This window comes from Streptomyces sp. NPDC060205, assembly GCF_042728395.1.
In the GTDB taxonomy this organism is placed as follows: domain Bacteria; phylum Actinomycetota; class Actinomycetes; order Streptomycetales; family Streptomycetaceae; genus Streptomyces.
The window spans coordinates 41,445-53,245 of record NZ_JBHWZP010000023.1; the positions used below are offsets into that span (position 1 = coordinate 41,445).

Annotated in this window: 10 protein-coding genes; 4 read left to right on the plus strand and 6 right to left on the minus strand. The window is 72.1% G+C overall.

Translation table 11 applies throughout. The annotated features are described in order from the left end of the window. The first annotated feature begins 16 nt into the window (after positions 1-16). Positions 17-2,032, plus strand: coding sequence for an FAD-dependent oxidoreductase (locus ACFWGJ_RS06580; RefSeq protein WP_387321456.1), 2,016 nt, complete (start codon positions 17-19; stop codon positions 2,030-2,032). A 40-nt stretch (positions 2,033-2,072) separates the two neighbouring features. Continuing rightward, positions 2,073-2,630: a PadR family transcriptional regulator gene (locus ACFWGJ_RS06585; RefSeq protein WP_387321457.1), complete on the plus strand. Its 558-nt coding sequence runs from the start codon at positions 2,073-2,075 to the stop codon at positions 2,628-2,630. A gap of 68 nt (positions 2,631-2,698) precedes the next feature. Here the strand turns inward: ACFWGJ_RS06585 and ACFWGJ_RS06590 are convergent, their stop codons facing one another. Together ACFWGJ_RS06590 and ACFWGJ_RS06595 are read right to left on the minus strand one after the other, a co-directional pair. Beyond that, positions 2,699-3,265: a hypothetical protein gene (locus ACFWGJ_RS06590; protein ID WP_387321458.1), complete on the minus strand. Its 567-nt coding sequence runs from the start codon at positions 3,263-3,265 to the stop codon at positions 2,699-2,701. A gap of 161 nt (positions 3,266-3,426) precedes the next feature. Continuing rightward, entirely contained in the window at positions 3,427-4,425 is a 999-nt protein-coding gene (locus ACFWGJ_RS06595; RefSeq protein WP_387321459.1) for a fibronectin type III domain-containing protein, read from the minus strand. A gap of 406 nt (positions 4,426-4,831) precedes the next feature. Here ACFWGJ_RS06595 and ACFWGJ_RS06600 point away from each other — a divergent pair, with 406 nt between their 5' ends. Then, the gene (locus tag ACFWGJ_RS06600; protein ID WP_387321460.1) at positions 4,832-5,596 is read left to right on the plus strand and encodes a glycoside hydrolase family 75 protein; all 765 of its coding nucleotides are present in this window, start codon (positions 4,832-4,834) and stop codon (positions 5,594-5,596) included. A gap of 24 nt (positions 5,597-5,620) precedes the next feature. On the opposite strand, the gene ACFWGJ_RS06605 is transcribed toward ACFWGJ_RS06600, so the two are convergent. From ACFWGJ_RS06605 to dhaK, 3 genes are all read right to left on the minus strand, one after another. Further along, positions 5,621-6,076 (minus strand): PTS fructose transporter subunit IIA, encoded by a 456-nt coding sequence (locus ACFWGJ_RS06605; RefSeq protein WP_387321461.1) that lies wholly within the window; start codon positions 6,074-6,076, stop codon positions 5,621-5,623. Then, positions 6,069-6,668, minus strand: coding sequence for a dihydroxyacetone kinase subunit DhaL (gene dhaL, locus ACFWGJ_RS06610; RefSeq protein WP_387321462.1), 600 nt, complete (start codon positions 6,666-6,668; stop codon positions 6,069-6,071). Before dhaL ends, ACFWGJ_RS06605 begins: the two co-directional genes overlap by 8 nt. 63 nt (positions 6,669-6,731) lie before the next feature. Further along, entirely contained in the window at positions 6,732-7,724 is a 993-nt protein-coding gene (gene dhaK / locus ACFWGJ_RS06615) for a dihydroxyacetone kinase subunit DhaK (RefSeq protein WP_387321463.1), read from the minus strand. Between the two features lie 383 nt (positions 7,725-8,107). On the opposite strand from dhaK, the gene ACFWGJ_RS06620 reads away from it, so the two are divergent. Next, positions 8,108-10,423, plus strand: a complete 2,316-nt coding sequence (locus ACFWGJ_RS06620) for a hypothetical protein (protein WP_387321464.1) — start codon at positions 8,108-8,110, stop codon at positions 10,421-10,423. Between the two features lie 41 nt (positions 10,424-10,464). On the opposite strand, the gene ACFWGJ_RS06625 is transcribed toward ACFWGJ_RS06620, so the two are convergent. Next, a complete protein-coding gene (locus ACFWGJ_RS06625) occupies positions 10,465-11,685 on the minus strand; it encodes a metallophosphoesterase (RefSeq protein ID WP_387321465.1) in 1,221 nt (406 codons plus the stop codon). Between the last annotated feature and the right edge of the window lie 116 nt (positions 11,686-11,801).

Below are 11,801 nucleotides of genomic sequence, written 5' to 3' on the forward strand. Positions count from 1 at the left end.
GCGCACGGAGGGGCCAATGACCCACTACCCACACCTGCTGAACCCGCTGAACCTGGGCTTCACCACCCTGCCGAACCGCGTACTCATGGGCTCCATGCACATAGGCCTCGAAGAGGCAGAACACGGCTTCAAGCGCATGGCCGAGTTCTACGCGGCCAGAGCCCGCGGCGGCGTAGGCCTCATCGTCACCGGCGGCATCGCCCCCAACGAGGCGGGCCGCCCCTACGAAGGCGGCGCCAAACTCACCACCGAGGCGGAAGCCGAACAGCACGCCGAGATCACCGCCGCGGTACACCGCGAAGGCGGAAGGATCGCGATGCAGATCCTCCACTTCGGCCGGTACGCCTACCACCCCGACCTGGTCGCCCCCAGCGCACTCCAGGCCCCCATCAGCCCCCACACCCCCCGCGCCCTCACGGACGACGAGGTCGAGCGGACCATCGACGACTATGCCAGGACCGCCCGCCTCGCCAAGGCCGCCGGCTACGACGGCGTGGAGATCATGGGCTCCGAGGGCTACCTGATCAACGAGTTCATCGCCACCCAGACCAACAAGCGCGACGACCGCTGGGGCGGCAGCTACGAGAACCGCACGCGCTTCCCCCTCGAAATCGTCCGCCGCGTACGCGAAGCCGTCGGCGAGGACTTCATCGTCATCTACCGCCTGTCGATGCTGGACCTGGTCCCGGGCGGCTCCTCCCTGGACGAGGTGATCACCCTCGCCAAGGCCGTGGAGGCGGCCGGCGCGACCATCATCAACACCGGCATCGGCTGGCACGAGGCACGCATCCCCACCATCGCGACCTCGGTGCCGCGGGGCGCGTACGCCTGGGTCACCAAGAAGGTCATGGGCGCGGTGTCGATCCCGCTGGTGACGACCAACCGCATCAACACCCCTGAACTGGCCGAGCAGTTGCTCGCGGACGGCCACGCGGACATGGTGTCGATGGCCCGCCCGATGCTCGCCGACCCCGACTTCGTCAGCAAGGCGCAGGCGGGCCGCCCCGAGGCCATCAACACCTGCATCGGCTGCAACCAGGCCTGCCTCGACCACACCTTCAGCGGCAAGATCACCTCCTGCCTGGTGAACCCGAGGGCCTGCCACGAGACGGAACTGGTCCTCGCCCCCACCCGTACCCGCAAGCGCGTCGCCGTCGTGGGCGCGGGCCCGGCCGGACTCGCGTGTGCCGTCAGCGCCGCCGAACGCGGCCACGACGTGACCCTGTACGAGGCGTCGGCCGAGATCGGCGGCCAGCTCAACGTGGCCCGCAAGGTCCCCGGCAAGCAGGAGTTCGACGAGACGATCCGCTACTTCCGCACCCAGCTCGAACTGCACGCCGTGGACGTCCGGTTGAACACGCCGGTCGCGGACGGTGACCTTGCCGCGTACGACGAGATCGTCGTCGCCACGGGCGTCGGACCGCGCACCCCGGAGATCCCCGGCGTGGACCATCCGAGCGTCGTCGGCTACCTCGACGTGCTGCGCGACGGCGCGCCCGTCGGCGACCGGGTCGCGATCCTCGGCGCGGGCGGCATCGGCTTCGACGTCGCCGAGTACCTGACCGACAGCGGCGACAAGGCGAGCGAGGACCCGGCGACGTACTTCCGGCACTGGGGCGTCGACATGGACTACCAGGCACCCGGCGGCCTCGGCGCTCCCGAGCGGCCGGCCCCGCCGCGCAGCGTCCACCTCCTGCAGCGCAAGGAGTCCAAGGTCGGCGCCGGGCTCGGCAAAACCACCGGCTGGATCCACCGCGCCGAGCTCAAGCACCGCGGAGTCATCATGGTCCCCGGCGTCCGGTACGACCGGATCGACGACGCGGGACTGCATGTCACCGTCGGCGGCGAGAGCTCCGTCCTGCCGGTCGACACCATCGTGCTCTGCACGGGCCAGGAACCACGCCGCGACCTGTACGAGGCACTGCGCGCCGCGGGCCGCAGCGTGCACCTCATCGGCGGCGCCGACGTGGCGGCCGAACTGGACGCCAAGCGGGCCATCAAGCAGGGCACCGAGCTGGCGGCGGCGCTGTAGGCCGCCCGGCCAGGCACGGCCCCGTCCTTAGGATGACCCCATGTCACTCCCGCACGCGATCCTCACCGCCCTACTTGAGAAGCCGTCGTCGGGGCTGGAGCTGACCCGCCGCTTCGACAAGTCGATCGGCTACTTCTGGTCGGCGACGCATCAGCAGATCTATCGCGAGCTGGGAAAACTGGAGGCCGAGGGCTCCATCAGGGCCCTCGCCCCCCAGCAGCCGGCCCGCGGGCAGAAGAAGCGGTACGAGGTCCTGCCGGCGGGCCGCGCCGAACTGGCGCGCTGGACCGCCGCGTCCCAGGACCCCAAGCCGCTGCGCGACACCCTGCTGCTGCGGCTGCGCGCGGCGGCGGTGGTCGGCACCGCGGGCATCGGGGAGGATCTGCGCCGCCATCTCGACCTGCACCAGCGGCAGTTGGCGGAGTACGAGGAGATCCAGGAGCGCGACTTCCCGCCGGGCAAGGACGCTCCTGCGGACCGGCTCCAGCATCTCGTCCTGCGTGCCGGGATCGATCTGGAGACCTTCTGGACGGGCTGGCTCACGCACGCGCTGGAGGAGTTCGAACGCATTCCGGCCGAGGGCTCCACGACACCCTGACCGGCCCGGTCACAGACGACTGGTCACAGCAGGCCTGTTCACGGGCGGCCCGGTCACAAGCGGTTCGGTCACAGGCGGTTCGGCTTGGAGCGCCGGCGCAGGACCCAGACGGTGGCCCCGACCCCGGCGGCCACCAGGATCCCGCCGGCCGCGTAGGTGACGGTGCCGTAGTCCTGACTGGTGCTGCCCATGCCGCCCATCACCCCGCGCGAGGGCGACGCCGTGGCCGTCGGCGTCCTCGTCGCCGAGATCGTGGGTGTGGAGACCGGTGAGACGGTGACGGCCTGCGTGCCCGCCGTCGACCCGTCGGCGCACACCACGACGACGGTGTACGTACCGGAGGTGACGCTCGACCAGGCCGCGGACTGACTGGCGCTGGTCCCGGACAGGGTCACCTGGCGTCCCTGCGCGAAGTTCGCCTGACCGCTGGAGAGCAGCGAGGCGTTCCCCATGGATCCGTTGGACCTGGTGACGCACGCGGTGGTGGTCACCTGCACCGTCCCGCCGCTGGTGGTCACGTCGATCCCCGTGGCGGCCGCGGCGGCCACGCCGGGCATGCCCGCGGTGAGGGCCAGCGGCAGCGCGGCGACCGCCACGGCCTGCCCGGAGCGGACGAGTGTCTGAGTGATACGCATAGGACTGCCCTCCAGCGGCACGGTGGCGGTACATCCCATGAGCCGCCGAGGGTCGGGAACGCCCGTGCTGCCTTCGGACCGAGCCAATGCGACGGCCGCCGGTTCCGCATGCGGGCCGGGACCGTACAGGTGAACATTTCCCCGGATGCCGGGCTGTCGGCTCACGGCCGCCCGGTGGTCACCGTCCGCTCCGCGGAGAAGGCGCCCCACGTGCCGTCCGGGAGCTTCGCCCGGAGCCGTACCCGCTGGACGAGCCCGGCCTCCCGGCCCACGTAGAAGCTGTACGTCGCCTTTCCGGGCGGAGGTGTCGCACCCCAGACGAGCGAGGTGACCGGCTTCCGGTCGAGCTGGATCTGGTACTCCGTGATCACTCCGTCCACCTTCGGCTGGACCCACGACAGGTCGAGGTAGTACGCCCCGTCCTTACGGTGCGTCGTGGCACGGAACGCGGAGGGCGCCATGCCCGTACCGGCGCCCGTGCCCTCCGCGTCGTCGGCGCCGGCCCGGGTGGTGATCCGGACGGCCTCGCTCGCGGGCGAGACGTTGTCCGCCGCGTCGCGCGCCCGGACCGTGAAGGAGTAGCGCGTCCCCGGCCGCAGCCCGGTGACCACGGTCGCCGTCTGGGCGCCGCTCACACTGTGGATCTTCGTGCCGCCCTGATAGACGTCGTACGAGGCCACACCCACGTCGTCCGTGGACCGGGTCCAGGACAGTTGCGCGGCCCGGCTCCCGACCGCCTTGCCGCCGGGACGCTCCGGGCGGCCCGGGGCCCGCTCGTCGGCCGCGGTCGCGGCCGGCGTGGTGGCCAGGACCCGCTCGCTCGGCGGCCCCAGCCTGCCGTCGGCGTCCCGGGCCCGCACGGAGAAGGCGTACCGGGTCGACGGCTTGAGCCTGGTGATGTCCACCATGTACTCGGAACCAGGCACTTCCTTCACCTTGGTGGTGCCGCGATACACCTCATAGCGGGTCACCGCCGGTTTTCCCGCAGCCCGGTTCCACATGACGTGCACGCTGGTCGCGCTGCCCGCCGCCGCGGTGACCCCGGCCGGCGCGCCGGGAGGCCGGTCGTCCTCGCCCGAGCCCTGCCCGGTGAGTCCGCAGGACACCGTCGTGAGCAGCGCGCCCCAGACCACGGCGGCTCGCAGGAGTACGCGTCGCACAGCCCTGCCCTCCCTCGACCCTTCCACCACGAGATTGGTCCGGACCAATATGACGTCCTGGGTGGGGCCGCAACAAGAGGGCCGCCGTTCGCGATTTCGGCCGTTCGTTACGTATGCTGATCCTCTAAGCGGCTGAACTCACCCATGTCGCAGGGAAGTTCATGCCCTCGGTGCGGAACGCTGTCGTCGCTGATCCCGCGCCGGCGAGGGCGGCCGGGTGGCCGGAGTCATCGACGAATCCGGCCACCCGGCCCCCGACGGCACGTCACCCCGTCCGTCCCCCTGTGCATCCCGGCACGTCACCGGACGTGCACCGTACGGCCCCCCAGCAGTGGCCGCACCGGCGGACCCCCACCAGATTGGGCTGAGTGTTCGTCAGTGCCCGCTCAGGAGAGGGTCTCTTATCGTGCGTGTCCGGTCACTGATGCTGGCCGCGGCCGGTGCCGCCCTGATCGCCCCCACCGCGCTCCCCGGCGCCGCCCCGCCGCCCGGGGCCGGGCAGGAACATGCCGGATACGGCGGCCCGAGCGCGGGGAGCGTCCCGCGAGCGGGTGACGGCCCGGACGTACGGAAGGCACCGCGTCCGGGGAACGTCCGGGCCACCGAACTCCTGGCCGCCGTACGCGACTGCGCCCCCGTCTCGGACGACCGCTTCAGCAGCGACGACGGCGAACCCGCGGACATCGAGGTCTGCGGCAGCCGGGAGGCCGTCTTCTGGAAGGCCGACCTGGACATCGACTGCGACGGCAGGCCGGGCCGGCACTGCAACGAACGCACCGACCCGCTCTTCTGCGACACCACCGCCTTCCAGCAGTCCGACGGACGCCAGCTGAGCGCCGAGCGGCTGCCGTACGTGGTCGTGCCCGGGCCGAGCCACCGCTGGAACCACCGGGAGCACGACGTCCGGCGCGGGACGGTCGCCGCGGTCATCCACGGCGACCGTGTCCGGTACGCGGTCGTCGGCGACATCGGGCCCGCCGACATCATCGGCGAGGCCTCGTACGCCCTGGCCCGCAACCTCGGGATCCGCCCCGACCCGAAGGGCGGCGGAGCGGCGTCCGGAGTCACCTACATCCTGTTCAAGGGCTCCGGGGCCTCTCCCATCGAGAGCGCCGCGGCGGCCGAGGCCCAGGGGGAACGGCTGGCCCGCGAACTGGTGGGCCGCAGCTGAGCCACACCCGTCCACGCGCCGCTGTCAGACCTTCCGGTACGTGTACGCCTCGGCCGCCGCGGCCTCCACCGCCGCCAGGTCCGCTCCGGCGGACGCCGTGACGACCGCCGCCACCGCGCCCTCGACGAACGGCGCGTCCACCAGCCGGGTGTCCGGCGGCAGTTCGTCGCCCTCGGCCAGCAGGGCCTTCACCGTGAGGACCGCGCTGCCGAGATCGGTCAGTACGGCGACACCGGCGCCGCGGTCCACGGCGGCGGCCGCGGCGGAGATCAGCTCGGAGCTGGTGCCCAGACCGCCGTCCCCGTCACCGCCCGCCGCCGCGACCGGGGCGAGCGTGCCGCCGCCCGCGAGCCCCGTCGCCAGTTCGGCGACCGAGGCGGCCACCGCGGCGCTGTGCGACACAAGCACGACACCCACGAGCTTCGCGCCGTCACCTTCGGCCGTCCCGCCGGCCGTCCCACCGTTCACGAGGTCACTCACCGGCCGTCTCCGCGAGCGCCGCGATCAGGATCGCCGAGGAGGTGGCACCCGGATCCTGGTGCCCGATGCTGCGTTCGCCCAGATAACTCGCCCTGCCCTTGCGCGCCTGCAACGGCGTCGTCGCCTGGGCGCCCTCCTGCGCGGCGGACCGCGCCGCGGCGAAGGACCGCCCCAGCGCGTCGACCGCGGGCACCAGCGCGTCGATCATCGTCTTGTCGCCGGGCGCCGCGCCACCGAGCTGCGTCACGGCGTCCACGCCGGTGCGCAGCGCCTGCGCGAACTCCCGCTCGTCGACCTCGGCGGCGTCACCGAGCGCCTTGCCGGTGCGCCGGAGCAGAGTCCCGTACAACGGGCCCGAGGCGCCGCCCACCGTCGAGATCAGCGTGCGTCCGGCGAGCATCAGGACAGCGCCCGGGGTGCCGGGCTCCTCCTTCTCCAGCGCGGACGCCACGGCGCGGAACCCGCGCTGCAGATTGCTGCCGTGATCGGCGTCGCCGATCGGCGAGTCGAGAGCGGTGAGCCGTTCCGCCTCGTGTTCCACGGACACGGCGGTCGCCGTCATCCAACGGCGGAAGAAGTCGGCGTCGAGCACTGGATCTCCTTGCGTGGTGGGGGTGTTACCGGGTGCGGCGGTACGAGGAAGGCCGGCGGCCCCTCACATGCCCCAGCGCAGACCCGCGGTACGCACCGGCGCGTCCCACAGCCGCAGCAGGTCCTCGTCGACCTGGCACAGGGTCACCGAGGCGCCGGCCATGTCGAGCGAGGTGACGTAGTTGCCGACGAGGGTGCGGGCCACCGGGACACCGCGGTCGACCAGGATGCGCTGCACCTCCGCGTTGAAGCCGTACAGCTCCAGCAGGGGTGTGGCGCCCATGCCGTTCACCAGCACCAGAACGGGGTTGCGGGGGTTCAGGTCCTCCAGGACGGCGTTCACCGAGAAGTCGGCGATCTCCCGCGAGGTCATCATCGGCCGCCGCTCCCGGCCGGGCTCGCCGTGGATGCCGACGCCCAGCTCCAGTTCCCCCGGGGGCAGGTCGAAGGTGGGGCTGCCCTTGGCGGGCGTGGAGCAGGCGCTGAGCGCGACACCGAAACTCCGCGAGTTCTCGTTGACCTGACGGGCCAGCGCCTCGACCCGCTCCAGCGGCCGGCCCTCCTCGGCCGCGGCGCCCGCGATCTTCTCCACGAACAGCGTCGCGCCGGTGCCGCGGCGGCCGGCCGTGTAGAGACTGTCGGTGACGGCCACGTCGTCGTCGACGAGCACCTTCGCGATCTGGATGCCCTCGTCCTCGGCCAGCTCCGCGGCCATGTCGAAGTTGAGGACGTCACCGGTGTAGTTCTTCACGATGAACAGCACTCCCGCGCCGCTGTCCACGGCGGCGGCGGCCCGTACCATCTGGTCCGGAACAGGGCTGGTGAACACCTCGCCGGGACAGGCGGCGGACAGCATCCCGGGACCCACGAATCCGCCGTGCAGCGGCTCGTGCCCCGACCCGCCGCCCGAGACGAGCCCCACCTTCCCGGCCACCGGCGCGTCCCGCCGCACGATCACCCGGTTCTCGACATCCACCGTCAGCTCGGGATGAGCGGCGGCCATGCCCCGCAGCGCGTCCGCAACGACGGTCTCCGCGACGTTGATGAGCATCTTCATCGGTACCTCCTGAGGTGCCTGGCAGGCAGGCGTTCAGTCTGCGTTCCAGCTGTTCGAAGGGTATGACGTGCGTTCCGGATCGCGGCGGCCCGCGGCGGCCGGGAGCGGCTGTACGCGTGTCGGCGGGAGTGCTGTCACCGGCAGTATCGACCTCGCGGCGGCGGAGGTCACGCGCACCGACCTGACGCTTCGACACCACCGAAACGGATCTCGCTTGAACAATAAACACAAAGGAAACACGCGGATCGTCCGGCAACGGTAGGTTTTCCGAAACGCTGGCGTGTTCCCGTGTTCACGTTGCGTTCTTTTTCGGTCCAGAGCGATCTGTGTCCGATGTTCCTTTTGTTCCACCGCCCTGGATTCTCTGTCAGAAGGAGCTGTCCGTGCTGGACCGCCCGCGCGAAACGCAGACACGTCGCACGGACGCCGCAGATCCGGCCAGGCGTCGCACGCAGAGTCCGCAGCCCTCGCTGGCCTCCCTGCAGAGCGCAGCGGGAAACAGAGCCGTCGCCGCGGCGATCCAGCGTGCGTCGAGCGGTCCTCGCCCGGGCTCCGCGGACGGAGAACAGCGGCGGACGGGCTCCTCCGAGACGGACGCCCTGACGATCGGCAGGGGCCGCTCGAACTCCGCACCCGCCGCCCTGACCCCGGTCACCGAACCGCCGCAGCCCTCTCTGGAGGACCAGGAGGATGCGGGGGAGCGTCGTCGGATGGCGGCGGTGGCGGTGGATGCGGCGGCGGAGGGTGCTCGTCGGCCGGGGGTGTTGGAGGAGCGGCGGCGCCGGGTAGGCGCCGTGGCGTCGGATGCGGCGGCGGAGGGGCGTCGGCGGCAGGAGGATGCGGGGGAGCGTCGTCGGGTGGCGGCGGTGGCGGTGGATGCGGCGGCGGAGGGTGCTCGTCGGCCGGGGGTGTTGGAGGAGCGGCGGCGCCGGGTAGGCGCCGTGGCGACGGACGCGGCTGCGGAAGGGCGTCGGCGGCAGGCAGTCGCCGAGACGGCACGGGAAGAGTTCGAGCCTCAACAAGTCCAAGAAGTCCCTGAGGCGCAGGACCGGATCGAGGTCGAAGATCCGGCCGTGGAGGAGCGCCGCCGCGAGGAGGAAGAGGCGGCTGCGGCCGAGCAGCGCCGCCGCGAGGAGGAGGAAGAGGCCGCGGCTGAGGAGCAGCGTCGGCAGGAAGCGGCGGCTGCGGCGGCCGTGGCCGTGGAGGACGAGACTCGGTCGGACCGGAGTGAGTCGGACGAGAGCGAGCCGGACCGGACCCCGCCGGAGACGAAGCAGCGTCGACGGGGGCTGCGGCGCCTGGCCCGTGCCGGCGGAAAGCTCAAGAAGGTCGCCGGGAGGATAAGGGAGCTCTTCTCCACCTCGTCGAAGACCGACAAGGCGAAGAAGATCCTCGACCAGCCCGACACGGTGGCCAACCGCTTCAACGCGCCCACGGAGGGCGGCGTCCGGACGCACGCCCAGTCCACGGGGGACACCGGTCAGGTGCAGGCCACCGCGATCGTCACCCAGGTCGACACCGCGATCAACGCGGTGACCGACGTCCTGGGAGTCGTCAACGATGCGCGGGCTCTGCACACCGCGCGCAAGGGCCGCAAGGGCGTGGGACCGGAGTCCCACAAGCCCAGGAAGGACATGCGCGGAAAGCCCCTCGGCCTGGCGCAGAACGTCGGCATGGTCGGCGGCGACGCCACCGGCATGGCCAACGCAGCGGTGCGCAACGCCGGCCAGTTGGGCGGGGTGGCCGCTCTCGGCGAGGCGACCGGCGCGTTCAGCATGTTCTACTCCACGGTGATAGCCGCCCGTGATTCCACTGTCATCTGGAAGACCTACAACAAGAACCGCGCACTCAAAGGCCTGGCAGAGGGACCTTCGGGCGAGACGTCGGGCAACGAGGACCGGCTCCAGGACGTGAGCGACCGGTTGGGCGAGGTGCAGCAGCAGACGGCCAGGGCAGGGGCCGCGCGGGAGCAAGGGGGCGACCAGTCGGACGTCGTCGCGGCGGAAGTGAGCACGGCCGCCGCGGAACTGGGAGAGGGCGTCCTCGACCTCAACCAGCAACTGCATGCCGAACTGGCCCAGATCATCCAGTACGCGCGGCACAAGCAGCACACCAAGATGGGCAAGCGCATCGCCAGCCTCGGGGGCAACACCGTGCGTACCGCCGGCGGTGGCCTCGCCATCGCCGCCGCGGCCGGGGCGATCGCCGGCCCGGCCGCACCCGCCGTGGCCGGCACGGCGGCGGCCCTCCTGGTCAGTGGCGCTCTGTACAAGGGAGCCAGGGCGGGCAGCAACCGGTACGTCGCCGCACGGCACCCCGACCGGTGGGCCAGGCCCACGCCGGCTCAGGCCGAGGCCGGTACGGACGGACCCGAGACGGCCGCACCGGTGGCCACGCCCGAACCGGCCACCCGGCGCGACGCGTTGAAGGAGTTCTTCAAGGTGACGAAATCCGTCCCGCAGGGCGAACGTCACTACATGGCGCAGAAGCTCTACGCGCTCGCGGCCGGCCCCGAGGTCCCCGCGAGCAGCAACACCCCCGACGACGTCCGTGCCTCGGCACGCGCACTGCTCGGGGTCCTCAAAGCCGGCCCCGCCCAGCACAAGCAGTCGCCGGAGGAATGGGCGGCGTCGCTCAACGACCCCGCACAGCAGAGCGCCTGGGAGAAGGAGATAGCCAACCAGCTCTCCTCGGCCTGAGCGGCACCCCGAACAGGGGCCCCTGCACGGCCGTCCCGGCGCTACGCCGGGTCGGGCCGTCGCGGGGAACGGAGTACCAGCAGGGTGATCTCGCTGGGGGCGAAGACGCGGAACGGCGGGCCCCAGAAGCCGGTGCCCCGGCTGGTGTAGAGGAGGGTGCGGGGGCCGTGGTGGCTGAGGCCGGCGAGGGTGGGCTGGTCGAGGCGCACCAGGTGGTGGAAGGGCCAGATCTGGCCGCCGTGGGTGTGGCCGGAGAGCTGGAGGTCGACGCCGCCTGCCACGGCCTGGTCGATGAACTTGGGCTGGTGGGCCAGGAGCAGGACGGGCAGGTCGGGGTCGGCGCCGTTCAGTGCTCCGGCGAGGTGGGCGCGGTGTCCGGCCAGCCCGGAGGATTCCGCGGTGACGTCGTCCACGCCGGCGACCACGAGGGTGTCGCCGCCGCGTTCGAGCAGCAGATGGCGGTTGCGCAGCGGCTCCCAGCCCAGTTCGTCCATCAGGTCGACCCAGCCCTGGGCCTCGCTGTAGTACTCGTGGTTGCCGGTGACGTAGACCCGGGCCCGGGTCGCCTGCACGGTGGCGAGCGGTGCGGCCTGGGCGCGACGGCGTTCGGCCGTGCCGTCCGCGATGTCGCCGGTGTGGCAGACCAGGTCGGCCTCCAGGGTGTTCACCGTCTCGCACACCCGTGCCGACCAGCGCGCGCGGTCGAGCGGGCCGTAGTGGGTGTCGGTGATGAGGGCGACGCGCAGACCGTCCAACCCGGCTCCCAGCCGCGGGAGTTGCACGTCGAGCCGGCGCACGCGTGGTACGCGGCGGGCCTCGGCGTACCCCCAGGCGGCGAGTACGGCGCTCACGCCGAGGACGGCCCAGGTGACGATCCGGGCCCGGTCCTGGCTCTCACCGACACCGGCGACGGTCAGGGCGAGCCGCAGGAGGGCGCCGAGCAGAACGGACCAGGTGAACAGGATCCAACTGGCGCCCAGCAGGGTGTCACCGACGATGGCCGCCCGGTCCTGCTGGCGTCGGCCGTGACCGCGCGCCATCGCGAGCGGCATACCGATCAGGCCGAGGACGAACAGAGCGGTGCCGGCCAGGGTGACGGGCAGCGGCCACCGCTGCCCGGCGTACAGGAGCACCCAGCACGGCACCGCCCACAACAGGACGGGGGCGATCAGGGGGAGGTAGCGCATCACCCGGTGCAGTCGGCTTCGCCGCGGGGCCCCCGTATCCCTGTCGGCAGGGCGGGTATTGCTGGTGTCGGTCACGCTCGCCCTCCTTGACCAGGCTGCCGTCCCGCGCACTGTATCCGGTGCTCCTCGGCCGGCCGAACGCGGCGGTCAGGGCAGGACCCTCGTTCGCCGAGCCGAGCCCGGGCGGGCTC